The 26,277-nt window shown below is 71.0% G+C and carries 26 protein-coding genes; 9 read left to right on the plus strand and 17 right to left on the minus strand.

All coding sequences use genetic code 11. The features are described 5' to 3' along the window. Positions 1-3: 3 nt before the first annotated feature. From efeU to AB0B76_RS22935, 7 genes are all read right to left on the minus strand, one after another. Positions 4-834, minus strand: a complete 831-nt coding sequence (efeU, locus tag AB0B76_RS22905; protein ID WP_360378421.1) for an iron uptake transporter permease EfeU — start codon at positions 832-834, stop codon at positions 4-6. 138 nt (positions 835-972) lie between these two features. Next, positions 973-2,439: an adenosylhomocysteinase gene (gene ahcY, locus AB0B76_RS22910; protein WP_360378424.1), complete on the minus strand. Its 1,467-nt coding sequence runs from the start codon at positions 2,437-2,439 to the stop codon at positions 973-975. A 285-nt stretch (positions 2,440-2,724) separates the two neighbouring features. After that, positions 2,725-3,867 (minus strand): mannose-6-phosphate isomerase, class I, encoded by a 1,143-nt coding sequence (gene manA, locus AB0B76_RS22915; RefSeq protein WP_360378427.1) that lies wholly within the window; start codon positions 3,865-3,867, stop codon positions 2,725-2,727. Between the two features lie 2 nt (positions 3,868-3,869). Further along, the gene (locus tag AB0B76_RS22920; RefSeq protein WP_360378429.1) at positions 3,870-4,838 is read right to left on the minus strand and encodes a cation diffusion facilitator family transporter; all 969 of its coding nucleotides are present in this window, start codon (positions 4,836-4,838) and stop codon (positions 3,870-3,872) included. Positions 4,839-4,869: 31 nt separating this feature from the next. After that, the gene (locus AB0B76_RS22925; protein ID WP_360378431.1) at positions 4,870-6,078 is read right to left on the minus strand and encodes an SIS domain-containing protein; all 1,209 of its coding nucleotides are present in this window, start codon (positions 6,076-6,078) and stop codon (positions 4,870-4,872) included. Then, positions 6,075-6,314: a Trm112 family protein gene (locus AB0B76_RS22930; RefSeq protein ID WP_360378434.1), complete on the minus strand. Its 240-nt coding sequence runs from the start codon at positions 6,312-6,314 to the stop codon at positions 6,075-6,077. Before AB0B76_RS22930 ends, AB0B76_RS22925 begins: the two co-directional genes overlap by 4 nt. A 16-nt stretch (positions 6,315-6,330) precedes the next feature. Continuing rightward, on the minus strand, positions 6,331-7,704 hold the full coding sequence (locus tag AB0B76_RS22935; protein WP_360378436.1) for a phosphomannomutase/phosphoglucomutase: 1,374 nt from the start codon (positions 7,702-7,704) through the stop codon (positions 6,331-6,333). 125 nt (positions 7,705-7,829) lie between these two features. Between AB0B76_RS22935 and AB0B76_RS22940 the strand changes: the two genes are divergently transcribed. Further along, positions 7,830-8,807, plus strand: a complete 978-nt coding sequence (locus AB0B76_RS22940; protein ID WP_360378438.1) for a cation diffusion facilitator family transporter — start codon at positions 7,830-7,832, stop codon at positions 8,805-8,807. 165 nt (positions 8,808-8,972) lie between these two features. Here AB0B76_RS22940 and AB0B76_RS22945 read toward each other — a convergent pair whose 3' ends face one another. Then, a complete protein-coding gene (locus AB0B76_RS22945) occupies positions 8,973-10,397 on the minus strand; it encodes an aldehyde dehydrogenase family protein (RefSeq protein ID WP_360378441.1) in 1,425 nt (474 codons plus the stop codon). A gap of 98 nt (positions 10,398-10,495) precedes the next feature. Between AB0B76_RS22945 and AB0B76_RS22950 the strand changes: the two genes are divergently transcribed. Beyond that, positions 10,496-11,926, plus strand: coding sequence for a gamma-aminobutyraldehyde dehydrogenase (locus AB0B76_RS22950; RefSeq protein ID WP_360378444.1), 1,431 nt, complete (start codon positions 10,496-10,498; stop codon positions 11,924-11,926). Continuing rightward, positions 11,926-13,263: a 4-aminobutyrate--2-oxoglutarate transaminase gene (gene gabT / locus AB0B76_RS22955; protein ID WP_360378446.1), complete on the plus strand. Its 1,338-nt coding sequence runs from the start codon at positions 11,926-11,928 to the stop codon at positions 13,261-13,263. The genes AB0B76_RS22950 and gabT overlap by 1 nt, the downstream gene beginning before the upstream one ends. A gap of 7 nt (positions 13,264-13,270) precedes the next feature. On the opposite strand, the gene speB is transcribed toward gabT, so the two are convergent. Genes speB through AB0B76_RS22985 form a run of 6 tightly spaced genes read right to left on the minus strand, consistent with a single transcriptional unit; the run spans position 13,271 to position 19,500 of the window. Further along, complete coding sequence (speB, locus tag AB0B76_RS22960; protein ID WP_360378449.1) at positions 13,271-14,248, minus strand: agmatinase; 978 nt, start codon at positions 14,246-14,248, stop codon at positions 13,271-13,273. Further along, positions 14,245-15,450 (minus strand): saccharopine dehydrogenase C-terminal domain-containing protein, encoded by a 1,206-nt coding sequence (locus AB0B76_RS22965; RefSeq protein ID WP_360378451.1) that lies wholly within the window; start codon positions 15,448-15,450, stop codon positions 14,245-14,247. The genes speB and AB0B76_RS22965 overlap by 4 nt, the downstream gene beginning before the upstream one ends. A 2-nt stretch (positions 15,451-15,452) precedes the next feature. Next, the gene (locus tag AB0B76_RS22970) at positions 15,453-16,259 is read right to left on the minus strand and encodes an ABC transporter permease (RefSeq protein WP_360378453.1); all 807 of its coding nucleotides are present in this window, start codon (positions 16,257-16,259) and stop codon (positions 15,453-15,455) included. After that, a complete protein-coding gene (locus tag AB0B76_RS22975; protein WP_360378456.1) occupies positions 16,259-17,155 on the minus strand; it encodes an ABC transporter permease in 897 nt (298 codons plus the stop codon). The genes AB0B76_RS22970 and AB0B76_RS22975 overlap by 1 nt, the downstream gene beginning before the upstream one ends. Continuing rightward, entirely contained in the window at positions 17,152-18,267 is a 1,116-nt protein-coding gene (locus AB0B76_RS22980; RefSeq protein ID WP_360378458.1) for an ABC transporter ATP-binding protein, read from the minus strand. The genes AB0B76_RS22975 and AB0B76_RS22980 overlap by 4 nt, the downstream gene beginning before the upstream one ends. 3 nt (positions 18,268-18,270) lie before the next feature. Then, positions 18,271-19,500, minus strand: a complete 1,230-nt coding sequence (locus AB0B76_RS22985; protein WP_360378460.1) for a spermidine/putrescine ABC transporter substrate-binding protein — start codon at positions 19,498-19,500, stop codon at positions 18,271-18,273. A 251-nt stretch (positions 19,501-19,751) separates the two neighbouring features. Here AB0B76_RS22985 and AB0B76_RS22990 point away from each other — a divergent pair, with 251 nt between their 5' ends. The 3 genes from AB0B76_RS22990 (at position 19,752) to AB0B76_RS23000 (ending at position 22,974) form a co-directional block, all read left to right on the plus strand. Then, positions 19,752-20,252: an Lrp/AsnC family transcriptional regulator gene (locus AB0B76_RS22990; protein ID WP_360378462.1), complete on the plus strand. Its 501-nt coding sequence runs from the start codon at positions 19,752-19,754 to the stop codon at positions 20,250-20,252. Further along, positions 20,249-21,631: an aspartate aminotransferase family protein gene (locus AB0B76_RS22995; RefSeq protein WP_360378585.1), complete on the plus strand. Its 1,383-nt coding sequence runs from the start codon at positions 20,249-20,251 to the stop codon at positions 21,629-21,631. The genes AB0B76_RS22990 and AB0B76_RS22995 overlap by 4 nt, the downstream gene beginning before the upstream one ends. A 68-nt stretch (positions 21,632-21,699) precedes the next feature. Then, complete coding sequence (locus AB0B76_RS23000; protein ID WP_360378465.1) at positions 21,700-22,974, plus strand: FAD-dependent oxidoreductase; 1,275 nt, start codon at positions 21,700-21,702, stop codon at positions 22,972-22,974. Positions 22,975-22,980: 6 nt separating this feature from the next. Here the strand turns inward: AB0B76_RS23000 and AB0B76_RS23005 are convergent, their stop codons facing one another. Beyond that, positions 22,981-23,430: a response regulator transcription factor gene (locus AB0B76_RS23005; protein WP_360378467.1), complete on the minus strand. Its 450-nt coding sequence runs from the start codon at positions 23,428-23,430 to the stop codon at positions 22,981-22,983. On the opposite strand from AB0B76_RS23005, the gene AB0B76_RS23010 reads away from it, so the two are divergent. Together AB0B76_RS23010 and AB0B76_RS23015 are read left to right on the plus strand one after the other, a co-directional pair. Further along, a complete protein-coding gene (locus AB0B76_RS23010; protein WP_360378469.1) occupies positions 23,419-23,667 on the plus strand; it encodes a hypothetical protein in 249 nt (82 codons plus the stop codon). The genes AB0B76_RS23005 and AB0B76_RS23010 overlap by 12 nt on opposite strands. Before the next feature lie 263 nt (positions 23,668-23,930). After that, positions 23,931-24,299, plus strand: coding sequence for a hypothetical protein (locus AB0B76_RS23015; protein WP_360378472.1), 369 nt, complete (start codon positions 23,931-23,933; stop codon positions 24,297-24,299). A 262-nt stretch (positions 24,300-24,561) separates the two neighbouring features. Here the strand turns inward: AB0B76_RS23015 and AB0B76_RS23020 are convergent, their stop codons facing one another. After that, positions 24,562-25,011: a metallopeptidase family protein gene (locus AB0B76_RS23020; RefSeq protein ID WP_360378474.1), complete on the minus strand. Its 450-nt coding sequence runs from the start codon at positions 25,009-25,011 to the stop codon at positions 24,562-24,564. Between the two features lie 555 nt (positions 25,012-25,566). On the opposite strand from AB0B76_RS23020, the gene AB0B76_RS23025 reads away from it, so the two are divergent. Beyond that, positions 25,567-25,920 carry a DUF3499 domain-containing protein gene (locus tag AB0B76_RS23025; RefSeq protein ID WP_360378476.1) on the plus strand — a complete coding sequence of 118 codons (354 nt, stop codon included), beginning with the start codon at positions 25,567-25,569 and terminating at the stop codon, positions 25,918-25,920. A gap of 72 nt (positions 25,921-25,992) precedes the next feature. Here the strand turns inward: AB0B76_RS23025 and AB0B76_RS23030 are convergent, their stop codons facing one another. After that, the gene (locus AB0B76_RS23030) at positions 25,993-26,250 is read right to left on the minus strand and encodes a WhiB family transcriptional regulator (protein ID WP_033364663.1); all 258 of its coding nucleotides are present in this window, start codon (positions 26,248-26,250) and stop codon (positions 25,993-25,995) included. Between the last annotated feature and the right edge of the window lie 27 nt (positions 26,251-26,277).

Below are 26,277 nucleotides of genomic sequence, written 5' to 3' on the forward strand. Positions count from 1 at the left end.
GCTTCAGGCTTTGGAGGTCACCGGCTCCGGTGCCGGCTTGCGCAGGAGCGGCATGAGGAACAGGACCAGGACCGGCACCCCGTAGGCGATCCAGGCGACGGTCTCGAGCACGGACGGCTGCGGCGTGAAGTTGAACATGCCGCGCAGCAGCTCCGCGTACCACGCGGTGGGCGGCAGCGCGCCGGAGAGGTCGAACGCGTGGTTGTTCAGGCCCGGCAGGATGTTGGCCTCCTGCAGGTCGTGCACCCCGTACTTGAAGATGCCGGCGGCCACGAGCACGAGCAGGGCGCCCGTCCAGGTGAAGAACTTCGTCAGGTTGATCCGCACGGCGCTGGCGTAGAGCAGCCAGCCGAGCACCACGGAGGTGGCCAGGCCGAGCGTGATGCCGACGATCGGCTGCCAGTCGTCGGCGCCCTGGGCCGCGGCGAAGAACAGGATCGACGTCTCCAGGCCCTCGCGGGCCACGGCCAGGAAGGCCATCGCGGCCACCGCGAAGGAGCCGACCTCGATCGCGTCTTCGAGCCTGCCGCGCAGCTCCTTGGCCATCTGGCGGGCCATCCGGCGCATCCAGAAGATCATGAACGTCACGAACACCACCGCGACCAGCGAGGCGATGGCGTCGACGAGCTCCTGGTGGGGGCCGGAGAGGTACGCGGTGCCGGCCTGCAGCAGCGCGGCGATGCCGATCGACAGCAGGGCCGCGGCCGCGACGCCGGACCAGACCCACTTCAGCAGGTGCTTGCGGTCGCTCTTGACCAGGAACGCAACAAGAATCGAGACCACGAGCGTGATCTCGAGTCCTTCGCGCAGGCCGATCAGGTAGATGGCGGTCATTCGCGCTCCGCAGGTAAGCCTTGACTAACTTAGGTCAGCATTACCTTAGACCTCGGCGGCATTCGCTACAAGCTAGTGGTACCTGAACAGCAAGGGGCCCCGCCGGAAACTCCGGCGGGGCCCCTCGACGCGCTGGGATCAGTAGCGGTAGTGATCCGCCTTGTACGGGCCCTCGACCGGGATGCCGAGGTACTCGGCCTGCTTCTTGCTCAGCTCGGTGAGCCGGACGCCCAGGGCGTCGAGGTGCAGCCGGGCGACCTTCTCGTCGAGGTACTTGGACAGCGTGTAGACGCCGACCGGGTACTCCTCGATCTTCGTGAACAGCTCGATCTGCGCGATCGTCTGGTTCGCGAAGCTGTTGGACATGACGAACGACGGGTGGCCCGTGGCGTTGCCCAGGTTGAGCAGCCGGCCCTCGCTCAGCACGATGATCGAGTGGCCGTCGTCGAACTTCCACTCGTCGACCTGCGGCTTGATGTTGATCCGCGTGACGTCGGAGCGGCGGGCGAGGCCGGCCATGTCGATCTCGTTGTCGAAGTGGCCGATGTTGCCGACGATCGCCTGGTGCTTCATCCGGCCCATGTGCTCGGCGGTGATGACGTCGAGGCAGCCGGTGGCCGTGATGAAGATGTCGGCCGTCTCGACGACGTCCTCCATCGTGGCGACCTGGTAGCCGTCCATCGCGGCCTGCAGCGCGCAGATCGGGTCGACCTCGGTCACGATGACCCGGGCGCCCTGGCCGCGCAGCGACTCGGCGCAGCCCTTACCCACGTCGCCGTAGCCGAAGACCACGGCGACCTTGCCGCCGATGAGAACGTCGGTGGCGCGGTTGATGCCGTCGATGAGCGAGTGGCGGCAGCCGTACTTGTTGTCGAACTTCGACTTGGTGACCGAGTCGTTGACGTTGATCGCCGGGAAGAGCAGCTTGCCGGCCTGCTGCATCTCGTAGAGGCGGTGGACGCCGGTGGTGGTCTCCTCGGTCACGCCCTTGATGCCGGCCGCGACGCGGGTCCAGCGGCGGTTGTCCTCGCCGAGGGAGCGCTGCAGCAGCTTGAGGATGACCTCGTACTCCTCCGAGTCGGCGGTGTCCGGCGACGGTACGGCGCCCTGGCCCTCGAACTCGGCACCCTTGTGCACCAGCAGCGTGGCGTCACCGCCGTCGTCGAGGATCATGTTCGGGCCCTGGCCGTCGGGCCAGAGCAGCACCTGCTCGGTGCACCACCAGTACTCGTCGAGGGTCTCGCCCTTCCACGCGTACACCGGCACGCCGGCCGGCTTCTCGGCGGTGCCGTCGGGGCCGACGGCGATCGCGGCGGCCGCGTGGTCCTGGGTCGAGAAGATGTTGCAGCTGGCCCAGCGCACCTGCGCGCCGAGTGCCACGAGCGTCTCGATCAGCACCGCGGTCTGGATCGTCATGTGCAGCGAGCCGGTGATCCGCGCGCCCTTGAGGGGCTGCGTCGCGGCGAACTCGCGCCGGATCGCCATGAGGCCCGGCATCTCGTGCTCGGCGAGCTGGATCTCCTTGCGCCCGAACGCGGCGAGGGACAGATCGGCCACCTTGAAGTCACCGTCGGCGACGGTCCTCGGCGGCAGCGTGCTGGTCAATGCGATCTCCTGGTCTGCAGAGGCGTACGGCGACCCTTCACGGTACGCGGCGGCGGATGAGCCCTCCAAGCACCCCTGCAGGAAGCACCCGGACAGCGAGCGGGGCGGTGAGATTGCTCCCACCGCCCCGCCCTTCCCCCGGTTTGGTTCCCCCACACGTGGCTTGGACCTGGTCTCAAACCCTGCGTAGTTAGAAGACGACCATGTGCAACCGGGTTGTCTAGCAAAAGCCCCGAAATCGGGCACTTTGGATTGGTACGAGACGGGCTCAGCTGCTCGTGTGGGTTACGGCGTGGCCGCCTGGAACGCCTCCCCGGCCCCGCTGAGCGCGAGCCCGGGGCGGGTGGCCGGCGCAAACGCGGCCTGGCCGGGGCCGAGCGTCACCGGCAGCGCCCCGTCGTCGACGCGGATCGAGCCGCGGGTGCACAGCACGATCCGCGGGCCCCCGGCCGGCAGCCGCACCGCCGGGTGGGCGGCGTCCAGAACGGCCCGGTGCAGCGCGAAGTCGGGCACCGGCACGGGGTAGGCCGACAGGCCGCCGCCCAGATCCTCGGCGTGCGTCACCGGCTCGTCGAGCACCTCGAAGCGCAGCACCCGCAGCAGCTCCTCGACGTCGACGTGCTTCGGGGTCAGGCCGCCGCGCAGGACGTTGTCCGAGGCGGCCATGATCTCGACGCCGACGCCGCGCAGGTACGCGTGCAGGTTCCCGGCCGGCATCCAGACCGCGTCGCCCGGGCGCAGCCGGATCCGGTTGAGCAGCGTGGCCACGATGACCCCGCTGTCGCCCGGGTACCGCTCGGCCAGGGCGCTGACCAGGTCGTAGGCCGGCCGCTCGGCCGCCCGCGGCCCGCACGCGGCCACGACCTCGCCGACGAGCTCCGCGTCGGGACGGCCCAGCAGGCCCCGGACCGCATCGTGCAGGGCCGCGGCCGGGTCGGCCTGGCCCAGCGCGTCGACGGTCGGCTTGAGCCGGGCCACGCCCAGCGCCCCCAGGTCGGCCGCGGCCGCCGCCGGATCGCGGAAGCCGCACAGCGCGTCGAAGTCGGTAAGCGCGACGAGCATCTCCGGCTTGTGCCAGGCGTCGACGTAGGACGGGTGCCCGGCCGCGTGCGCCGCCCGGGCCTGCTCCAGCGCCGGGTGTGCCTGCAGCGACAGCGGCTGGGCGGCCGCCAGCACCTTGAGCAGGAACGGCAGCCGCGTGCCGAAGCGCTCGACGTTTGCCGCGCCCAGCAGCGTCACCGGGTCGGCGGCGATCGCGTCGACCAGGGAGGTGCCGCTGACGGCGAGCCGGGACGGGCCCGCCGGGTGGGCGCCCATCCACAGCTCGGCCTCGGGGTCCGGGGTCGGCGTCGGCCGGCCCTGCAGCGTGGCGATCGCGGTGTGCGACCCCCACGCGTACTTGCGGATCGGGCTGTCGAGCAGTTCCACGGTCAGTGCGCCTCCGCGTTGGTGGGGACGGTGTTCTTGTCGGCCTCGCCGGCCTGGTCGGCGCGGTAGATGTCCGGCTCGAGGTAGATCACGCGGGCGATCGGCACCGCGGCCCGGATGCGCGCCTCGGCGGCGTCGATGCCGCGCGCGATCTCCCCGGCCGTCTCGTTGTGCCGCACCGCGATCTTCGCCGCGACCAGCAGCTCGTCGGGGCCCAGGTGCACGGTGCGCATGTGGATCACGCGCTCGACCTCCGGGCCGTCCACGATCGCCCGCTCGATCTCGTCGACCTGCTCCGGCGTGGCCGCCTCGCCGACGAGCAGGCTCTTCATCTCGACCGCGAGCACGGCCGCGACCGCGATGAGCAGCCCGCCGATGGCCGCGGTGCCGACGCCGTCCCAGATGCCGTTGCCGGTGATCAGGGTGAGCCCGACGCCGAAGAGCGCGAGCACGAGGCCGAGCAGCGCGGCGAAGTCCTCCAGCAGGATGACCGGCAGCTCCGGCTCCTTGGCCCGGCGGATGAACTGCACCCAGGTCGCCCTGCCCTTGATCTTCCTCGTCTCGCCGATCGCGGTGCGGAAGGACAGGCCCTCCATGACGATCGCGGCGAGGAGGACCACCACGGGCACCCACTGCCACGACTCGATCGGCTCCGGGTGGGAGATCTTGTGCCAGGCCTCGTAGATGGCGAAGACGCCGCCGACGAAGAACAGCACGACGGCGACGATGAAGGCGTAGATGTACCGCTCCCGGCCGTAGCCGAACGGGTGACGGGCGGTGGCCTGCCGCGCCGCCTGCTTGCCGCCGAGCAGCAGCAGGCCCTGGTTGCCGGAGTCGGCGACCGAGTGGATCGCCTCGGCCAGCATGGACGAGGAGCCGGTCAGGAAGAACGCGATGAACTTGGTGACGGCGATGCCGAGGTTGGCGGCCAGGGCCGCCAAGATCGCTTTGGTGCCACCCTCGGTGCTCACATCGCCTCCGCTTCGCAACGCTGCGGACCGCTCACGGGCTCACCAGATCCTTCATCTCGGAAACGGCCGGCACGGCCATGGGGTCGAAGCCGTGCGCGAGTCCGAGGTAGATCGAGGTGAAGTCCGGCACCGCGACGAGCGAGGCCAATCGTTCCAGAGCGGAGCCGCCCTCGGCCGTGAGCAGGCTCACGCGCACGCCCCGGCGCTCGGCGAGCTCCTGCACGGCCTCGGCCCGGCGCTCCTCGACCGCGACCGGCTCGCCGTCGTCCTCGTCGTCGCCGGTCAGGCCGCCGTCGCGCAGCAGCACGAGGCGCAGCCGGGTGGCCGGGTTGTCGCTCTCCTCGCCGGGGTCGGCGAAGATGTCGCGGTCGTCCTCGGCCAGGCCGCCGTAGACCCCGTCGAGCAGGCCGACCCGGCCGCGGCCGGCCTCGCCGAGCGCGCCTACGACCGCGGGGTAGCGGGCATTGGCCGACAGCGTGTCGCCGAAGCGGCGGGCCGCCACGGTGGCCAGCGGCGAGGAGCCCCAGACGATCGGCACCGAGTGGGCCAGGTCGAGGGCGAGGCTCTTGCCGGGGTTCACGAACGACTCCATCGCCGTGCGGCAGCGCTCGGCGTCGGCGTCCAGCCGGGCGGCGGTCTCGGCGAAGTCGGCCTCGGTGACCTTGACCAGGCCGAGCTGGCGCGCGGCGAGCAGCACCGGGACGGTCAGCCCCCACAGGCTCGCCCGGGCCGGCGCCCGCCGCGGCACCGGGATGAACGGCGCGCGGAAGCGGTCGGCCAGCGCGTGCAGCTGGGTGTCGGGCGCGCCGATGGCCACGAGCCGGGCTCCGCGGCGACCCGCGGCCTCGGCGGCGGCGAGCGCCTCCGGGGAGCGGCCGGACGCCGAGACGGCGATGACCACGTCGGCGGCGCCGACCCAGCCGGGGATGCCCGCGCTGCGGTGGGCCAGGACCGGCACCGGGCAGCGCGGCCCGGCGACGGTCTCGAGGATGTCGCCGGTGCGCGCGGCCGTGCCGACGCCCGCGACGACGACGGCCCGCGGGCGGCCCTCGTCGGCCAGCGCGCTCAGGTCGGTCTCGGCGGCCAGCGTGGCCGCCTCCCGCACCTGGGCGCCGGCCGACGCGGTCGCGCGCAGCATGCCGCCCGGGTCGTTCTTCTCCAGCGCCTCGGAGTTGTCCAGCAGCGCCAGGTCGATCTCGCGATGCCCGCGGACGCCCGCGGTGCCCTCAAGTGGGTTCACGCTTCACCACCCTCTTCGGCCTTTGCGGATTCCCCGTCGGCGCCGTTCTCAACCGCGTCACCGGCAGCCGGCGGGCGCGCCTCGTCGAGCAGGAGCACCGGGATGCCGTCGCGGATCTCGAAGATCCGGCCGCATTCGGTGCAGGTCAGCGTCTGCGCCTCGGGATCGAGGGTGAGCTCGGCGTGGTGTTCGTCGGGGCAGCGCAGGATCGAAAGCAGGGCGGGGTCCACGGACACGCTCTCCAACTCCTCTTCAGCGGCGGATGACGGCGAGCATCTCATCGCGCAGGGCCGCCATCCGCTCGGCGGTCGGCGCCTCAACGTTAAGCCGCAGCAGCGGCTCGGTGTTGGACGGGCGGACGTTGGCCCAGCTGCCGTCGGGGAAACTGAGCGTGATCCCGTCGAGACGGTCGACCTCCGCGGGGAAGGCCTGCTCGATCTCGGCCATCTTCGCGGCGGTGTCCGCGACCGTCGAGTTGATCTCGCCCGAGGCCGCGTAGCGCTCGTAGTCCTTGGCCAGCGCCGACAGCGGGGCGGCCTGGCCGCCGAGCAGGGCCAGGGTGTGCAGGGCGGCCAGCATGCCGGTGTCGGCGCCCCAGAAGTCGCGGAAGTAGTAGTGCGCGGAGTGCTCGCCGCCGAAGATCGCGCCGGTGCGGGCCATCTCGGCCTTGATGAACGAGTGCCCGACCCGGGTGCGCACCGGCTCGCCGCCGTGCTCGCGCACGATCTCGGGGACCACCTTCGAGGTGATGAGATTGTGGATGACCGTGCCGCCCGGCTCCTTCTCCAGCTCGCGGATCGCCACCATCGCCGTGATCACCGACGGGGAGACGGCCTCGCCGCGCTCGTCCACGACGAAGCAGCGGTCGGCGTCGCCGTCGAAGGCCAGGCCGATGTCGGCGCCGGTCGCGCGGACCTTGGCCTGCAGGTCGACCAGGTTGGCCGGCTCCAGCGGGTTGGCCTCGTGGTTCGGGAAGGTGCCGTCGAGCTCGAAGTAGAGCGGGATGATCGTCAGCGGCAGGCCCGAGCCGAGCACGGCCGGCACGGTGTAGCCGCCCATGCCGTTGCCGGCGTCGACCACGACCGTCAGCGGCCGGATGTCGGAGAGGTCCACGAGCTTGAGCAGGTGGGTCGCGTACCGCTCCAGCAGGCTGTACTGCTCCAGACCGCCCTTGAGCTGCTCGTCGCTCACGCGGGGGGCCCCGCTGTCGAGGATCTGCTGCGCGCGCTCGCGGATCTCGGTCAGCCCGGTGTCCTGCCCGACGGGCTTGGCGCCCTGCTTGCACAGCTTGATCCCGTTGTACTGCGCCGGGTTGTGACTCGCCGTGAACATCGCGCCGGGCAGGTCGAGCACGCCCGAGGCGTAGTACAGCAGGTCGGTCGAGCCCAGGCCGGCCTCCAGCACGTCGGCGCCCTCGGCGCGCGCGCCGTTGGCGAACGCCGTCGCCAGGGCGGGACCCGAGGCCCGCATGTCATGCGCGGTCACGATCTTGTCGGCGAACTCGCCGCGGCTGCGCAGTGTCTGCACGAACGCCCGCCCGAGGGCCTCCGCCACCGGCTCGTTGAGCTGGTCGGGCACCGTTCCCCGCACGTCGTAGGCCTTGACGATCCGGCTCAGGTCGATCACAGTCTCGCACCCCTAGTCGTGGTCGCTGTTCCTGGAGTGAGCCTAGTGCGGTTGCGTTCCGTACACGTGTCAGTCCTAAGTTGCGCATGTGAGATCTCGTCCAGCGCGTGGGGCAGGATGAAGCCATGGCGGAAGGCAACTCCCTGCGGGCGATCGTCGCGGCCCTGGCCGCGAACCTCGGCATCGCGCTGAGCAAGTTCGTCGCGTTCCTGTTCACCGGCTCGTCGTCGCTGCTCGCCGAGTCCGTACATTCCGTGGCCGACACCGCCAACCAGGTGCTGCTGCTCATCGGCGGCCGGCGCGCCCAGCAGCGGGCGAGCCAGCTGCACCCGTTCGGGTACGCCCGGTTCCGGTACTTCTACGGCTTCCTCGTCACCCTGGTCATCTTCCTGGTCGGGGGCGTGTTCGCCCTCTTCGAGGGGTGGGAGAAGCTGCACAGCCCGGAGCCGGTCCAGGACCCGCTCTGGGCGTTCGTGGTGCTGGGGATCTCGGTGATACTGGAGTCGTTCTCGCTGCGCACGGCCGTGCACGAGGCTCAGCCGTCCCGCCGCGGGGCGCCCTGGCTGCGGTTCATCCGGACCACCCGCTCCCCCGAGCTGCCCGTCGTGCTCGCCGAGGACTTCGGCGCGCTGACCGGCCTCACCTTCGCCTTCGTCGGCATCACCCTCGCGGTCGTCACCGGCGACGGGCGCTGGGACGCGGCCGGCACGCTCGCCATCGGCGCGCTGCTCGTCGTCATCTCGATCACACTGTCGCAGCGGATGCGCAGCCTGCTCATCGGCGAGTCGGCCGACAACGGCACGCTGCTCGCCATCGAGGCCGCGATCGAGCGGGAGCCGCTGGTGGAGCGCATGATCCACCTGCGCACCATGCACCTCGGCCCCGACCAGCTGCTCATCGCGGCGAAGGTGGCGGTGCGCGGCGACGAGACGATGGCCCACGTGGCGTCGGCGATCAACCGCGCCGAGAAGCAGGTGCGCGACGCCCTGTCCTACGAGTGCTTCATCTTTCTAGAGCCCGACGTGTTCGACCCGAAGCTGTACGAGACGGCCGAGCGTCCGCCGGGCTCCTCCTCCCTCGAAGCCCGCGAGGCGTGGGAATGACGAGGCGCAGACTTTGAGGGGGTGTGGGTGGAGCGAAGCTCCCCCGCCGTATTTGGAAGCACAGCTTGGAGCCCGACGTGTTCGACCCGAAGCTGTACGAAACGGCCGAGCGTCCGCCGGGCTCCTCCTCCCTCGAGGCCCGCGAGGCGTGGGAGTAAAGCCGCCCTACAGCTGCAGGCCGGTGAGGACCATCACACGCTCCTCGGTGTAGTCGGCCATGGCGCTGGCCAGGCCCTCGCGGCCGACGCCGCTGGCCTTGGCCCCGCCGTAGGGCATCTGGTCGGCCCGGTAGCTGGGCACGTCGCCGACGATCACCCCGCCGACCTCGAGCACCCGGTGGGCCTCGAAGGCCCGGTCCAGCCGCCGGGTGAACACGCCGGCCTGCAGCCCGTACTGCGAGGAGTTGACCGCCGCGAAACCCTCGGCGTCGGAGGCGACGCGCTCCAGCACGAGCACCGGGCCGAAGACCTCCTCAGCGCTGACCTTCGCGTCCGCGGGCGCGCCGGCGAGCACGGTCGGGGCGTAGGACGCGCCGTCGCGGGTGCCGCCGGTGAGCAGCTTCGCCCCGGCCGCGACCGCCTCGCCGACCCACGCCTCGACCCGCCGGGCGGCGTCCTCGCTGATGAGCGGGCCGACGTCGGTCTCCTCGCCGGCCGGGTCGCCGGTGCGCTGGGCGTCGACCGCCGACACCAGCCGGTCGGCCAGCGCGTCGTAGTGGCGCTCGTGGACGTACACCCGCTGGACCGCGATGCAGCTCTGCCCGGCCTGGTAGTTGGAGAAGGTGGCGATCCGGGTCGCGGCCCAGTCCAGGTCGTCCCAGTCCTCGCACACCACCACGGCCGCGTTGCCGCCGAGCTCGAGGGTGACGTGCTTGCGCGGCACGGCGTCGCGGATCTGCCAGCCGACCGGGCCCGAGCCGGTGAACGACACGACGGGCAGGCGCGGGTCGGCGACCAGGGCGGGGGCGCGGTCGTTCGGGATCGGCACGATCGACCACAGGCCGGCGGGCAGCTCGGTCTCGGCCAGGATCTCGCCGAGCAGCAGCGCGCTGAGCGGGGTCGCCGGCGCGGGCTTGAGCACGATCGGCGCGCCGACGGCCAGGGCCGGGGCCACCTTGTGCGCGACCAGGTTCAACGGGAAGTTGAACGGCGAGATGCCCAGCACCGGGCCCCGCGGCACGCGCTTGACGAGGGCGATGCGGCCGGTCGCGGCCGGGTCGGTGTCGAGGCGCTGCACCGAGCCGGAGAACCGGCGGGCCTCCTCGGCGGCCCAGCGGAACGTGGAGACGGCCCGGGCGACCTCGCCCCGCGACCACTTCATCGGCTTGCCGTTCTCGGCGGTGATGAGGCGGGCGACCTCGTCGGCGCGCTCCTTGAGCCGGGCGCTGACGTGGTCGAGGGCGGCGGCCCGGGCGCTCGCGGGGAGGGCCGCGGCCTCGGCGGCGACGGCGGCCGCGGCGGCGACGGCCTCCTCCACCTGCTCCGGGGTGGCGTTCGAGGTGGTACCGACCGGACGCCCGTCGTAGGGGTGGCGGATCTCGACGGCGTCGTCGCTGGTCGCCGGGCGCCCGGCGATGAAGAACGGGGTCACAATTACACCCTAGCTCCCACGGAAACAGTTGCCCGAGGGCTTGTGCGCCACGGATTCGATGGAAAAGATTGGCTCGCCGGCCCTAAGGGAGTGGACACATGACCAAGCAGCTGCAGAATTTCGTCGACGGCGCATACACCGATCCGGCCGACGGCCGGTACTCCGATCTCATCGATCCGTCCACGGGTGAGGTGTTCGCCTCCGCTCCGGTGTCGAGCGCCGAGGACGTCGACCACGCGATGCGGGCCGCGGCCCGGGCCTTCGAGACCTGGCGCGACGCCACGCCCTCCGAGCGGCAGCGGGCCCTGCTGAAGCTGGCCGACGCGATGGAGGACCGGGCCGCCGAGCTCATCGACGCGGAGGTGCGCAACACCGGCAAGCCGCGGGCGATGACCGCCAGCGAGGAGCTGCCCCCGGCGATCGACCAGATCCGCTTCTTCGCCGGGGCCGCCCGGGTGCTGGAGGGCAAGTCGGCCGGCGAGTACCTCAAGGGCCACACCAGCTACGTGCGGCGCGAGCCGATCGGCGTCTGCGCCCAGGTCACCCCCTGGAACTACCCGCTGATGATGGCGGTGTGGAAGATCGCCCCGGCGCTGGCCGCGGGCAACACGGTGGTGCTGAAGCCCTCCGACACCACCCCCGTCTCGTCGCTGCTGCTGGCCGAGCTGGCCGCCGAGTTCCTGCCGCCGGGCGTGCTCAACGTGGTCACCGGCGACCGGGACACCGGCCGCGCCCTGGTCGCCCACCCGACGCCGGCGTTCGTGTCCATCACCGGGTCGGTGCGGGCCGGGCGCGAGGTCGCCTCCGCGGCCGCCCCCTCGCTCAAGCGCACCCACCTGGAGCTGGGCGGCAAGGCCCCGGTCGTGGTCTTCGACGACGCCGACCTGGCCGCCGCGGCCGAGGCGATCGCGCTCGCCGGCTACTTCAACGCCGGCCAGGACTGCACCGCGGCCACCCGGGTGCTGGCCGGGCCCGGCATCTACGACGACTTCGTGGCCGCCCTCGCCGAGCAGGCCGCCGCCACGAGGACGGGCGCGCCGGACGACGAGGACATCCTCTACGGCCCGCTGAACAACGCCAACCAGCTGGCCCGGGTCGGCGGCTTCATCGACCGGCTGCCCGACCACGCCAAGCTGAACACCGGCGGGGCGCGGGTCGGCGAGCGGGGCTACTTCTACTCCCCCACCGTGGTCTCGGGGCTGCGCCAGGAGGACGAGATCATCCAGGACGAGGTGTTCGGCCCGGTCATCACCGTGCAGCGCTTCACCGACGAGGACGAGGCGGTGCGCTGGGCCAACGGTGTGGAGTACGGCCTGTCGTCGTCGGTCTGGACCCGCGACCACGGCCGCGCGATGCGCATGAGCCGGCGGCTGGACTTCGGCTGCGTCTGGGTCAACACGCACATCCCGATCGTGGCCGAGATGCCGCATGGCGGGTTCAAGCAGTCCGGCTACGGCAAGGACCTGTCCATGTACGGCCTGGAGGACTACACCCGGGTCAAGCACGTCATGCACAACATCGAGCTGTGATGACGATGCCCGGAGAGCACTCCGCCGACCTGCACAAGCGCCGCTCGGCCGCCGTCGCGCGCGGGGTCAGCAGCATGATCAGCTCGTACGTCGACCACGCCTCCGGCGGCACGCTGTCCGACGTGGACGGCCGGGAGTGGATCGACCTCGCGGCCGGCATCGCGGTCACCAACGTCGGCAACTCGAACCCGAAGGTCGTCGAGGCGGTGCGGCGGCAGGCGGAACGGTTCACGCACACCTGCTTCATGATCGCGCCGTACGAGGGCTACGTCGCCGTCTGCGAGCAGCTCAACGCGCTCACGCCGGGCTCGTTCGAGAAGCGCTCGGCCCTGTTCAACTCGGGCGCCGAGGCGGTCGAGAACGCGGTGAAGGTCGCCCGGCACGCGACCGGGCGCCGCGCCGTCGTCGTCTTCGACCACGCCTACCACGGCCGCACGAACCTGACCATGGCGCTCACCGCCAAGGACATGCCCTACAAGCACGGCTTCGGCCCGTTCGCCGGCGAGATCTACCGGGTGCCGATGTCGTACCCGTTCCGCGACGGCCTCGCCGGCCCCGACGCCGCCGCCCTGGCCATCGGCCTGATCGAGAAGCAGGTCGGCGCCGACCAGGTGGCCGCCGTGCTCATCGAGCCGATCCAGGGCGAGGGCGGCTTCGTCGTACCGGCACCGGGCTTCCTGCCGTCGCTGGCCGCCTGGGCGCGGGCCAACGGGGCGCTCTTCGTCGCCGACGAGATCCAGACCGGCTTCTGCCGCACCGGCGACTGGTTCGCCAGCACCCACGAGGGCCTCGAGCCGGACCTGGTCACCACCGCGAAGGGCATCGCCGGCGGCCTGCCCCTGGCCGGGCTGACCGGACGGGCCGAGCTCATGGACGCCGTGCACCCGGGCGGCCTGGGCGGCACCTACGGCGGCAACCCGATCGCCTGCGCGGCCGGGCTCGCCGCGATCGAGACCATGCGGGAGCTCGACCTCGCCGCGGCCGCCCGGCGGATCGAGTCCGTCATGCTCCCGCGCCTGCGGGAGTTCCAGCAGCGGTACCAGTACATCGGCGACGTCCGCGGCCGGGGCGCGATGCTCGCGCTGGAGATCGTGGTGCCCGACTCCGCGCCGCCCGGCCGGTTGACGGCGGAGCGGGGCTGGGCCAAGGGCGCAGCGCTGGGCGCGACCCCGGACGCGGCGAAGACGGCCGAGATCCAGCGCCGGGCCCACACGGCCGGCCTGCTGCTGCTCACCTGCGGCACCTACGGCAACGTGATCCGCTTCCTGCCCCCGCTGGTGATGGACGACCCGACCCTGGAGCGCGCGCTGGACCTGCTCGAATTCGCCCTCCAGTAGACAGCCGCTAACGGTCGAGCAGGGGCCGCCGCGGGTCCCACGGGTCTCCGCGGCGGCGCCGGGCGATCGCCGACAGGGCCTCCAGCACGACCCGGTTGGCCAGGTACGCGGTGATCTCGGCGTGGTCGTACGGCGGGCTCACCTCGACCACGTCGAGGCCGGCGATCGGCAGCTCGTAGCAGCATCGGCGCACCGCGTCGAGCAGCTGCCGTGAGGTCAGCCCGCCCGGCTCGGGGGTGCCGGTGCCGGGCGCCATGCCCGGGTCGACCACGTCGACGTCGACGGAGAGGAACACCCCGTCGCACTCGTCGACCGCGGTCGCGAACGCCTCCGTCAGGCACTCGTCGAGGCCCCGGGCCACGATCTCGCTCATCTCGTAGGAGCGCATGCCCTGGGCCGCCATCCAGTCCAGCGTCTCCGGGCCGGGCCAGTAGCCGCGCAGGCCGATCTGCAGGAAGCGGTCGCCGCGCAGGGCGCCGGACTCGATCAGGCGGCGCATCGGCTGGCCGTGGCCGATCAGCGAGCCGAACTCGACGTCGCCGGTGTCGGCGTGGGCGTCGAAATGGACCATCGAGACGCGGCCGAAGCCGAGCTGGCGGGCCACGCCGGTGGCGTCGGGCCAGGCGATCGTGTGGTCGCCGCCGAGCACGACCGGGATCGCGCCCGCGGCGGTGACGGCGAAGACGGCGTCCTCGAGGGCCCGCAGCCCCGCCTCGGCGCTCGGGGCGTACATCGTGATGTCCCCGGCGTCGACGACCCGCAGGTCCTTGAGGGCGTCGACGCGCAGGGCCAGCGAGGGGCGCGAGCCGTCCTGGGGCAGGTAGCAGGCCTGCCGGATGGCCGACGGCCCGAACCGGGTGCCGGGCCGGTGGGAGGTGCCGCCGTCGAACGGGGCGCCGAGGATCACCACGTCGGCGTCCGGCAGGGCGGCCAGGTCGCAGCGCGGCACCCCGAGGAACGTGATGTCGGGCCCGAACATCGTCATAGTTCCTGCATACTCCACGGCACCCCGTGCACGCCGAGCAGATCGAGGAACGGCCGCGGGGGCATCGCCTCGGGGCCCAGCACGCCGCGGCCCGCCCACGTGCCGGCCGCGAGCAGCTCCAGGGCCACCACGGCGTTGACCGCCGTCTGCCACACGACCGCCTGGCAGCCGTACTCGCGCATCGTCCACGCGTTGTCGACGACGTGGTACAGGTACGTGGCCCGCGGCCGCCCGTCGCGGCCCAGGCCGGTGACGTAGGTGCCGGCGCAGGTGCGGCCGTGCATCCGGTCGCCGAGCGTCGCCGGGTCGGGCAGGCACGCGGCCACCACGTCGCGCGGGGACACCTCGACGCCGCCGACCCGCACCTTGCGCGTCGAGTCCAGGCCGAGCTTGTGGATGGTCTTGAGGACGTCGATGAACTCCTGGCCCAGGCCGTACTTGAAGGTGACCCGCCGCACGTCGATCCAGCGCGGGATGAGCAGGACCTCCTCGTGCTCCACGTTCACGCACTCGACCGGGCCGATGCCGGCCGGGAAGTCGAAGGTCTCCGGCTCGGAGAACGGCCTCGTGACGTACACCCCGCGGTTCTTCTCGTAGATGAGCGGGGCGTTGAGGCACTCCTCGATCGTCGTCCAGATCGAGAAGGACGGCGCGAAATCGAAGCCCTCCACCACCAGGTCGGAGCCGTCGCGGATGCCCACGTCGTGCACCTCGGCGAAGAGGACGTCGGCGGCATAGCGGGCGAAGACGTCGGACAGGCCGGGCTCGACGCCCATGCCGACGAGGGCCAGCCGGTTGGCCGCCTCCCACTTGTCCTCGACCGCGAACTGCTCGGCGCCGAGCAGCACGCCGATCTTGCCGTACGGCTGCTCGGGGTGCGGCTGCGACAGCGACATCGCCATGTCGACGTAGTGCGCGCCGGCCTCGAAGGCGCCGGTGAACACCGGCATGACGAAGCGCGGGTCGACGGCGTTGAGCACGTGCGTGATGCGCAGGCTCCGGCACAGCTGCGCGACGGCGGGCGCGGACGAGGCGTCGAGGGCGGCCGCGACGAACCGGGGATCGTCCACGAAGGACACCGCCGCCTCGGCGCGGTTCGGGTCCTGGTCGGCCACGACGCAGTGTTCGAGGAACTCCCGCCGGGCGGCGATACGCACGGCGGCGCTGCCGACGCCACCGGCGCCGACGATGAGTAATCGCATGACTACTGGGCCTTCCGGCGCAGGCGCGGCAACTGTCCGATGAGGACGATCAGGAACGAGATCAGGAACATCGCGGTGCCGATGACGTTGATCTGGGCCGGGATCCCGCGCTGCGAGGCCCCCCAGACGAACATCGGGAACGTCACGACGGTGCCGGAGTTGAAGTTGGTGACGATGAAGTCGTCGAAGGACAGCGAGAACGACAGCAGGGCGGCCGCCACGATGCCGGGCATCACCAGCGGCAGCGTCACGCGCAGGAACGTCTGCCGCTCGTCGGCGTAGAGGTCCATGGCCGCCTCCTGCAGCCGCGGGTCGAGGCCGGCGAGGCGCGCCTTGACCGTGACGACCACGAACGACAGGCAGAACATGACGTGTGCGATGACGACCGTCCAGAAGCCCAGCGGTACCCCGGAGGCGACGAACAGCGCCAGCAGCGACGAGCCCATCACGATCTCCGGCGTCGCCATGGGCAGGAAGATCAGCGTGTTGGTCGCGCCGCGGCCGCGGAAGGCGTGCCGCGCCAGGGCGAAGGACATCAGCGTGCCCAGCACCGTCGCGCCCGCGGTGGCCAGCAGCGCGATGCCGATGCTGAGCCAGAACGCGTCGCCGATGCCGGCCACGCCGAACGGGTGCTTCCAGTGATCCAGCGTGAACTTGTAGTTGTCCAGGGTGTAGGGGGCGTTGGCGCGGGCGTCCCGGAACGACATCGCGGCCACGACGGCGATCGGCACGAAGAGGTACAGCAGGACGATCAGCCCCATCGCCAGCACCCAGTGGTCGGCGAGGAACCTGCGCAGGCGATGGAGCATCAGAGCACCTCGTCCGTTCCGGCGCGCTTGACGTAGACGAAGACCAGCACGAGGATCGCCGCCATCAGGGTGAACGACAGCGCGGCCGCGGACGGGTAGTCGCCGACCTTGAGGAACTTGGACTGGATGACGTTGCCGATCATGAACTGCCGGTTGGTCCCCAGCAGCTGCGCGTTGATGTAGTCGCCGGCCGCCGGGATGAACGTGAGCAGCGTGCCCGCCACGACCCCGGGCATCGACAGCGGCAGCACGACCCGGGTGAAGCGCGCGACCGGCCGGGCGTAGAGGTCGCCGGCCGCCTCGATGAGCCGCGGGTCGAGCTTCTCCAGGCTGGCGTAGAGGGGCAGCACCATGAAGGGCAGGAAGTTGTACACCAGGCCCGCGATCACCGCCGGAGTGGTGGCCAGCAGCCGGCCGTCGGGCAGCGGGACGTGCAGCGCGTTGAGCACCGACACGACCGTGCCGTTGTCGGACAGGATCACCTTCCAGGCCAGGGTACGGATCAGGAAGCTGGTGAAGAACGGCGCGATGACGCAGATGAGCAGCACGTTCTTCCAGCGCCCGGCCTTGAGCGCGATCGCGTACGCCAGCGGGTAGCCCAGCAGCAGCGAGAACGCGGTGGTCAGCAGCGCGTACCACAGCGAGCGGCCGAACTGGGGCAGGTACTCGGCGATGGCGTCGGAGTAGTTGCTGAACTGCCAGGTCATCGCGTATCCGTCCTCCAGCGACCCGCTCGGGTCGTAGAGGCTGGTGGCGAAGAGCTGCACGCACGGCACGGCGAAGAACAGGACCAGCCACAGGCCGCCGGGCAGCAGCAGCAGGTACGGCAGCCACCGCTTTTTGGGCTTTTCCAGCTTGACCACGGGCCCGCTGCTCAGCTGCCCCAGTGCGCTCATGCCGCCACCTCCTCCGGGTCCACCACCGGCGCGTGCGTCTCGCCGGCCGGGCGGGGCAGCAGGAAGGCGTGGTCGGGGCGCCAGGACACGGAGACCTCGCTGGCCACGGCGAGCGGCGCGGCGACGCCCGAGTTGGGCACGAAGACCGTCAGCTCCTCGCCCCAGGGGGCCTGGACGAGGTACTGCGTGCTGACCCCCATGTAGGAGGAGTCGGTCACCAGCCCGCGCACGCTCTGGTGCCCGGCCGGCGGCTCGCCCGCGCTGACGTGCACCTTCTCCGGCCGCACGCCGAGCCAGACGGTGCCGTCGGTGGCCCGGGCGCGCGCCGCCGGCACCGTGTAGCGGGCGCCGTAGGCCTCGACGAGCAGGTCGTCGCCGGAGCGGCCGCGCACGTCGGCGGCGAGCAGGTTGGACTGGCCCAGGAAGTTGGCCACGAACGCGGTGCCGGGGAAGTCGTACATCTCCACGGGCGCGCCGAGCTGCTCGATGCGCCCGGCGTTCATCACCGCGACCGTGTCGGCCATCGTCATGGCCTCCTCCTGGTCGTGGGTGACGTGCACGAAGGTGATGCCGACCTCGGTCTGGATGCGCTTGAGCTCGACCTGCATCTGCCGGCGCAGCTTGAGGTCGAGGGCCCCGAGCGGCTCGTCCAGCAGCAGCACCTGCGGCTGGTTGATCAGCGCCCGGGCGAGCGCCACCCGCTGCTGCTGGCCGCCGGAGAGCTGGGCCGGGCGGCGCTTGCCGAAGCCGTCGAGGTCGACCAGGTGCAGCATCTGCTCCACCTGGTCGGCGTGCTTGCGGATGCCGCGCCGGCGCAGGCCGAACGCGACGTTGTCCTCGATGTTGAGGTGCGGGAAGAGCGCGTAGCTCTGGAACACGGTGTTGACCGGCCGCTTGTAAGGCCGCAGCCGCGTGACGTCCTGATCGCCGAGCAGCACCCGGCCTTCCGTCGGCTCCTCCAGCCCGGCGATCATCCGCAGGGTGGTGGTCTTGCCGCACCCGGAGGCGCCCAGCAGGGCGAAGAACGACCCCTGGGGCACCGTGAGGGTCAGGTCGTCGACCGCGGTGAAGGTCCCGAACCGCTTGGTGACGCCGGAGAGCTGCAGGGTCATGTATCAGGCCCCCGACACTGCTTCGAACTTGGCGGCGTACTTCTTGTCCTCGTCCTCGGTCAGCGACTTGAACGAGTGCGTCTTGGCCAGCGTCGCGGCGTCCGGGAAGATCAGCGGGTTGGAGGCCAGGTCCGGGTTGATCTTCTGCATCGCGTCCTGGGCGCCCTGGACCGGGCAGATGTAGTTGACCGTCGCGGCCACCTGGGCGGCCACCGCGGGGTCGTAGTAGTAGTCGATGAGCTGCTCGGCGTTGGCCTTGTGGGTCGCCGGGGCCGGGATGAGCAGGTTGTCCGACCAGACGATCAGGCCCTCCTCGGGCGTGACGAACGCGACCTTCGAGCCCTCCTCGGCGGAGAGCTGGATGACGTCGCCGGACCACGCGATGCAGGCCGCGAGGTCGCCCTTGGCGAGGTCCTCCTTGTAGTCGTTGCCGGTGAACTTGCGGATCTGGCCGGAGTCGACGGCCTTCTTGAGCTTCTCCAGCGCCGCGTCGAAGTCGGCGTCGGTGACGTTGGCCGGGTCCTTGCCCATCGACAGCAGCACCAGCCCGACGGTGTCGCGCATCTCGGTGAGCACGGCGACCTTGCCCTTGAGGTCGGGGCGGGTCAGCAGCTCGTCGATGGTGCGGACCTCCTTGGTCACCGCGCCGTTGTACGCGATGCCGGTGAGGCCGGACTGCCACGGGGCGGCGTGGGTCATGGCCTTGTCCCACGGCCGGTTGCGCAGCGTCGGCAGCACGTTCTTGGTGAAGTTCGGGGTCTTGGCGGGGTCGAAGGGCTGCACCCAGCCCAGGTTGACCACCCGCGAGGCCATCCAGTCGGTGAGCACCATGACGTCACGGTCGATCGACTGGCACGCCTGGAGCTGGTTGCGGACCTTGCCGAAGAACTCGTTGTTGTCGTTGACGTCCTCGGTGTAGGTGACCGCGATGCCGGTCTTGGCGGTGAACGCGTCAAGCGACGGGCGCTTCTTGTCGTCGTTGGCGTCCACGTCGATGTACAGCGGCCAGTTGGACCAGCTGAGCTTCTTCTCGGTCGCCGAGGCGTCGGCGCCGACGCACGCGGCCTTCTCCGACTCCGTCTTCTTCGCGGGCTTCGTGCCGCACGCGGCCAGCGCACCGCCGGACGCGACGAGGGCACCGCCGGCCAGCAGGCCGCGCACGAGGGTCCGGCGCGAGAGGCCGGTGGCGTTGAGAATGGCCTGCGCTTCTGGGGAGAGCGGTGGATTTCGCACAGGGGGCTCCTACGGATCTCTCGGTGTCGGTCACCCGAACTGGGGGGTGGTGACCGGACGACCGATCCTGACACGGGGTGCCATCGCTCACAAGGGATTCCGTTGTCACGATCGGGCCGCACAACGAAAAACGTCATGAAATCACCGTGCGGTCACCGCGGTCACATCGCCGAAACCGGGCAGATCAGTCTGCAACGGGGTGCCGATCTTCAGCAACCCTCACGAATCCGCAGATCCGTCGTTGAACAGCCATGGAATCAGTTGCCAAAGGCGGCCCATTAAGCAAGAATCCACACGTGACCGAGCCTGTCCTCGACGACGTCAACAAGCGGATCATCGAACAGCTCCAGCGTGACGGCCGCATGTCCTACGCCTCGCTGGCGAAGGTCGTGGGGCTGTCCGAGGCCGCGGTGCGCCAGCGGGTACAGCGACTGCTGGACACCGGCGTCATGCAGATCGTGGCCGTCACCGACCCCCTCACCCTGGGTTTCGCCCGCCAGGTGATGATCGGGGTCAAGGTCGAAGGAGATCTACGGCCGGTGGCCAAGGCGCTCGCCTCGGTCCCGGAGATCGACTACGTGGTGATCTGCGCCGGCGGGTACGACCTGCTCGTCGAGCTGGTCTGCACCGACGACGAGCACCTCCTGGACCTCATCAACGACACCGTACGGAGCATCCCCGGCGTGACCGCGACGGAGACCTTCGTGTACCTGAAGCTCGCCAAGCAGACCTATGCGTGGGGGACCCGATGAACACCGACCAGCAGCCCGACTCCGCCGCGCTCGACGCCGCCGCCCGCCAGCACCTCTGGATGCACTTCACGCGCCTGTCGGACTACGCCCAGAACCCGGTGCCGGTCATCGTGCGCGGCGACGGGCCGTACATCTACGACAGCAACGGCCGGCGGTACCTCGACGGCCTGTCCGCCCTGTTCGTGGTGCAGACCGGCCACGGTCGCCACGAGCTCGCCGACGCGGCCGCCAAGCAGGCCTCCGAGCTCGCGTACTTCCCCCTGTGGTCCTACGCCCACCCCAAGGCGATCGAGCTGGCCGAGCGCCTCACCAGCCTGGCCCCCGGCGACCTCAACCGGGTCTTCTTCACCACCGGCGGCTCCGAGGCCGTCGAGAGCGCGTGGAAGCTGGCCCGCTCGTACTTCCGCAAGGTCGGCAAGCCGATGAAGACCAAGGTGATCTCGCGGCACGTCGCCTACCACGGCACCTCGATGGGCGCCCTGTCGATCACCGGCGTCCCGGCGTTCAAGCAGGACTTCGAGCCGCTCGTGCCGGGCACCTTCCGGGTGCCCAACACCAACTACTACCGCCGCCCGGACCAGTCGATGACGCCCGAGCAGTTCGGGGTCTGGGCCGCCGACCGCATCGCCGAGGCGATCGAGTTCGAGGGCCCGGACACGGTCGCGGCGGTGTACCTGGAGCCGGTACAGAACGCCGGCGGCTGCTTCCCGCCGCCGCCCGGTTACTTCGAGCGCGTACGCCAGATCTGCGACCGCTACGACGTGCTGCTCGTCTCCGACGAGGTGATCTGCGCGTTCGGCCGGCTCGGCGAGTACTTCGGGGCCGACCGCTACGGCTTCCAGCCCGACATCATCACCTGCGCGAAGGGCCTCACCAGCGGCTACGTGCCGCTCGGAGCGATGCTGGTCTCCGACCGGCTGGCCGAGCCGTTCCTGGCCGGGCGCAACTGGTTCGCGCACGGCATCACCTACGGCGGCCACCCCGTCGGCGCCGCGGTGGCGCTGGCCAACCTGGACATCTTCGAGCGCGAGGACCTCAACGCCCACGTGCGCACGAACTCGCCGCTGTTCCGTTCGTACCTCGAGCGCCTGTACGACCTGCCGATCGTCGGCGACGTGCGCGGCGACGGGTACTTCTTCGGCATCGAGCTGGTCAAGGACAAGGCGACCAAGGAGACGTTCAACGAGGCCGAGTCCGAGGCGCTGCTGCGCGGCTTCCTGTCCAAGGCCCTCTTCGAGGCGGGCCTGTACTGCCGCGCCGACGACCGGGGCGACCCGGTGATCCAGCTCGCCCCGCCGCTGATCTGCGACGAGAGCCACTTCGCCGAGATCGAGCAGATTCTGCGTTCGGTCCTGACTTCGGCGTGGGCTCGCCTTTGAGTTTCTGGTTGTCCGACTGCTCGGACTTTTCCGATTATCCGGCGCTTTCGGGGGATGCCTCGGTCGATGTGTGCATCGTCGGCGCCGGGTACACGGGGCTGTGGACCGCGTACTACCTCGCCCGGGCCGACCCGTCGCTGCGCATCACGGTGCTGGAGGCCGAGCACGCCGGCTTCGGCGCGAGCGGCCGCAACGGCGGCTGGTGCTCGGCGCTGTTCCCGAAGTCGATCGGCTACCTGGACCGGACCTACGGCCGGACGGCCGCGCTGGCCCTGAACGCCGCCATGGAGTCCACGGTGGACGAGGTCGGCCGGGTCGCGGCCGAGGAGGACATCGACTGCGACTACGCCAAGGGCGGCACCGTGGTGCTGGCCCGCACCCCGGCCCAGCTGGTCCGGGCCCGCGCGGACGCCGCGACGGCGGCCGCGTACGGCATGGAGCTGCACCTGCTCTCCGCCGCCGAGGCCTCCGCGCGCGTGGGCGCGACGGACGTCCTGGGCGGCACGTACACCCCGCACTGCGCCGCCATCCAGCCGGCCAAGCTGGTCCGCGGCCTGGCGGACGCCGTCGCGCGCCGGGGCGTGCGCATCCACGAGCGATCCCCCGTCACGGAACTGTCCCCCGGCCGCGCGGTCACCGCCGCCGGCACCGTGCGCGCCCCCATCGTGGTGCGCGCCACCGAGGGCTTCACGCCGCGCCTGCCCGGCTACGGCCGGGTCATCGCGCCGGTGTACTCCCTGATGATCGCCACCGACCCGCTGCCCCCCTCGTTCTGGTCGGCCGCGGGCCTGGCCCGGCGCGAGACGTTCTCCGACTACCGCCACCTGATCGTCTACGGCCAGCGCACGGCGGACGACCGCCTGGCCTTCGGCGGCCGCGGCGCGCCGTACCACTACGGCTCGGCGATCTCGCCGTCCTTCGACCGCGAGCCCGGGGTCTTCGCCGAGCTGCGGCGGGCCTTGTCCGCGCTGTTCCCGGCGCTCTCCGAGGTGCGCGTGGCGCACTCGTGGGGCGGGCCGCTCGGGGTGGCGCGGGACTGGATGGCATCGGTGGGCCTGGACCCGGCGACGGGCCTGGCGTGGGCCGGGGGCTACGTGGGCGACGGGGTCGGGACGTCGAACCTGGCCGGCCGGACGCTGGCCGACCTGATCACGGGCGCCGACACTGAACTCGTCCGGCTTCCGTGGGTCGGTCACCGGTCGCCGCGGTGGGAACCCGAGCCGCTGCGCTGGCTGGGCGTGAACGCGAGCATGCGGTTGTTCCGCGCCGCCGACCGCACGGAGTCGCGGACGGGCCGCCCGTCGGCCATCGCGGGCCTGCTGTCGCGCCTGACCGGCGCTTAGGCTGGGTTACTCGACCAGACCCGCGCGGAAGGCGGCGATCGCCAGTTGAACCTGGTTGGTCGCGTCGAGCTTCTCGAACAGGTGCGTCACGTGCGTTTTGACGGTGGCCTCGCTCATGTGCAGCCTCGTCGCAATCGCACCGTTCGCCAGTCCGTTTCCGATCTCGACAAGCACCTCCCGCTCACGTTCGGTCAGCACCCGCAGCTCGTCGAGCGCGGCCGGGCGGCGGGACGAACGGTCTTCGGCGGTGTACCGGTCGATCACGCGCCGGGTGACGGCCGGGGAGAGCATGGCGTCACCGGCGGCGGCCAGGCGTACGGCGCGGAGGAGCTCGGTGGGCGGGGTGTCCTTGAGCAGGAAGCCGGTGGCACCTGTTTCGAGCGCGCGGAACACCGCGTCGTCCGTGTCGAACGTTTCATGGACCGCACCATGAATGGACGTCGCGTGCTCATGCACGACGGCGGCTGGGAGGCGTTCGGCAGCGTGCTGCTGCTCGTCCCGGACTGCAACATCGGACTGTTCGCGTCGCTCAACAGCACCGCCGCCGGTGACGCCATGCAGGCGCTCGTGCCCGCTTTTACGAACAAGTTCCTGCCGACGGTACCGACGAAGCTTGCAACGGCCCCCGCGACGGCCGTCCCGGCGCCTGGTTTCTACGCCCCGACGCGCCACAACCAGTCCACAATGGAGTGACTGCTGGTGCTGCTCGGCCCGGTGCGACTGACCGTGTCCGGCGACGGAACCGTGCATTTCAAGGGGCACGAGTACGTCGCCGCCGGTGACGGCCTCTACAAGCAGCGAGACGGCGACGACCATCTGGTGTTCCGCCCCGGTGCCGGCGGAGTGTCCTATGTGGCCACCGACGGCCCACCTACGAGCGGCTCGGCTACACCGACTCCCCGCCGTTCAACCTCGGCATCCTGGCGGCGTTCGCGGTCATCGCCTTCACGATTCCGGTGTACCTCCTGTGGCACCTCCTACGCCGCCGTGCGAAGCCGATCGAGTCATCCCGCGCCTGGCGCGCGTCGCGCTGGCTGGCCGGCGGCGCGTCCCTTCTCGGCCTGGTGTTCCTGGGCCTGCTGATCGCAACCCTGGCCGGCGACGTGAGCGACTTCATCTACGGCGCGCCGCTCTCGTTCAAGGTGCTGCTGACCCTGCCGCTCCTGGTTGGCGCGGCGGCCGTCGCGTCCTTGGCCGGCACGGTACGCGGCTGGTCCACTGCGCGTTTCTCCGCGCGCGTGCATCAGGTGCTGTCACTGAGCGGTCTGACCATGCTCATGTGGTTCTGCTGGCAGTGGAACCTGCTCGGATGGTGGCAGGCCTGAGCGCCTCCGTCCGGCGGCGACGTTCGTTTGTGACCCTCAATGCGCAAAACATGTCCGGTTGCCGCCGCTCAACGCTCGATGGATGTCCGGGCGTGAGCGAATCAGCGCTCGATGGGTCGATCGCGCATGAGCGGGCCAGCGCTCGATGGCCGTCGGGCGTGATCAGTGCTCGATGGTTGATCGACCGTGAGCGAATCAGCGCTGTATGGATGTTCGAGCGTGAGCGGGGCCAGCCATCGATGGACGTTCGGGCGTGAGCGGGTCAGCCCTCCAGGTCGTCCGGGGAAACTCCCAGGAGGTTCGCGACCTGCTCGATGATCACGTCGTGTACGAGGTCGGCCAGGTCGTCGTGGTCGGCGGCGCGGAACTCGAGGGGGCGGCGGTACAGCACGATCCGTGGCGGGACCCCGTGGCGTCCCGGGCGGCCGGGCAGCAGGCGGGCCAGGGGGACTTCGCCGTCTTCGAGCACGTCGGAGTCGTACACGTTGAGCTCCGGCGGCACGTCCTCCACCGCGAACTCCACGCCCGCCAGTTCCTGGGAGAAGCGCTGCTCGAGCTGCTCGACCGAGTCCAGGACGAGGTCGTCGAACATTTCGGCGCGCGTGCGGGACATCGGCAGCGACGCGGGCACCAGCCGGCCGCGCAGGCCTCGGCCGTGCCGGTCGCGGCCGCGCCGGCCCGGTCCGCTGCGTCGTCGGTCAGGGCTTGCCACGGTGTTCAGCGTAGCGCCAGCCTCCACACCCCGGCGCTGCCGCCGGGCGTCGCCACGCTCACGAGCCGCCAAGCTGTGACGATCGCCGGTCGCCGCCGCGCCTACCGGGCGGCAAACTCGCGATCAGTGCGGACGCGTGCAGTCGCTGGCGCAGAACTGTGCAGTGAACTGACCAGGCCCGGGCAGACCGCGCAGTGTTGAGGCAGGCCCGCGCGTTGGACGGGACGCGGGCAGAACGCGCAGAGTTCGGACAGACCCGCACGTGAACGAGAGCAGACCGCGCAGTGTCGAGGCAGGCCTGCGCGTTGGACGGGGCCGGCAGACCGCGCCTTGGGATGGGACCGACCGCTCGTTGGGACGGAACACGTCCGGACGGTGGGACGGGACACCTCCGGGCAGTGGGCGGGGACCGGGCCGTGCGCGGTGTCCAGGGCAAATTCGCCCGGTCGAGGCCGGCCACGTCTATCGCCCGAGCGGGCGTGTCGCCATGGTCACCTCGGCGTGTCGCGGGGCTTTCCCGGCGACGCGGGGGCGTTCGAGCGATACCGTCTGGCCGTGAGGACCCCACGTCGATGCTCGCGCAACGGTTGCCCCCGATCTCCCGTTGCGACGTTGACGTACGTTTATGCCGAATCGACCGCAGTTGTCGGTCCCTTGGCCGCGTTCGCCGAGCCGCACTCCTACGACCTGTGCGAGTCGCACGCGCGCGGGCTCACCGCGCCGCGGGGTTGGGATCTTGTCCGGCACGAGGGTGAGTACGGGCCTCCGCCGCCTACGAACGATGACCTCGTCGCGCTGGCCGAGGCGGTTCGCGAGGCGGCCCGGCCCGCGCCGCGCCGGGAGGAGCCCGACCAGCAGCACCCGCTCGGGCGGCGTGGGCACCTGCGCGTCATCCCCCCGGACGCATAACAATACAATTCCATGAAAAAGGGCGCCGACCCCCGAATGGAGATCGGCGCCCGAATTCGAAAATCCGATCCGCTAAGCCGCTCGTCGTTTGAGCTTGCGACGCTCGCGTTCCGAGAGTCCGCCCCAAATCCCGAAGCGCTCGTCGTGTCCGAGCGCGTACTCCAGGCAGTCTGCCCGCACCTCACAGCGCGAGCAGATGCGCTTGGCCTCGCGCGTCGACCCGCCCTTCTCCGGAAAGAAAGCCTCCGGGTCGGTCTGCGAACACAAAGCGCGCTCTTGCCACTCCGGAGCGTTACCCAGCAGGTCGGCCACGACTGGTCGGCCGTCCATCAGCGTGCCTCCTTCTTGCGCACCGGC

The sequence above is a fragment of the Dactylosporangium sp. NPDC049140 genome, assembly GCF_040648435.1.

Bases quoted from the DNA above. Each gene is read 5' to 3' on its own strand.
- efeU (WP_360378421.1), bottom strand. From the start codon at position 834: ATGACCGCCATCTACCTGATCGGCCTGCGCGAAGGACTCGAGATCACG.
- AB0B76_RS22940 (WP_360378438.1), top strand. From the start codon at position 7,830: ATGGCGGAAGGCAACTCCCTGCGGGCGATCGTCGCGGCCCTGGCCGCG.
- AB0B76_RS22950 (WP_360378444.1), top strand. From the start codon at position 10,496: ATGACCAAGCAGCTGCAGAATTTCGTCGACGGCGCATACACCGATCCG.
- gabT (WP_360378446.1), top strand. From the start codon at position 11,926: ATGACGATGCCCGGAGAGCACTCCGCCGACCTGCACAAGCGCCGCTCG.
- speB (WP_360378449.1), bottom strand. From the start codon at position 14,248: ATGACGATGTTCGGGCCCGACATCACGTTCCTCGGGGTGCCGCGCTGC.
- AB0B76_RS22965 (WP_360378451.1), bottom strand. From the start codon at position 15,450: ATGCGATTACTCATCGTCGGCGCCGGTGGCGTCGGCAGCGCCGCCGTG.
- AB0B76_RS22970 (WP_360378453.1), bottom strand. From the start codon at position 16,259: ATGCTCCATCGCCTGCGCAGGTTCCTCGCCGACCACTGGGTGCTGGCG.
- AB0B76_RS22975 (WP_360378456.1), bottom strand. From the start codon at position 17,155: ATGAGCGCACTGGGGCAGCTGAGCAGCGGGCCCGTGGTCAAGCTGGAA.
- AB0B76_RS22980 (WP_360378458.1), bottom strand. From the start codon at position 18,267: ATGACCCTGCAGCTCTCCGGCGTCACCAAGCGGTTCGGGACCTTCACC.
- AB0B76_RS22990 (WP_360378462.1), top strand. From the start codon at position 19,752: ATGGAATCAGTTGCCAAAGGCGGCCCATTAAGCAAGAATCCACACGTG.
- AB0B76_RS22995 (WP_360378585.1), top strand. From the start codon at position 20,249: ATGAACACCGACCAGCAGCCCGACTCCGCCGCGCTCGACGCCGCCGCC.
- AB0B76_RS23030 (WP_033364663.1), bottom strand. From the start codon at position 26,250: ATGGACGGCCGACCAGTCGTGGCCGACCTGCTGGGTAACGCTCCGGAG.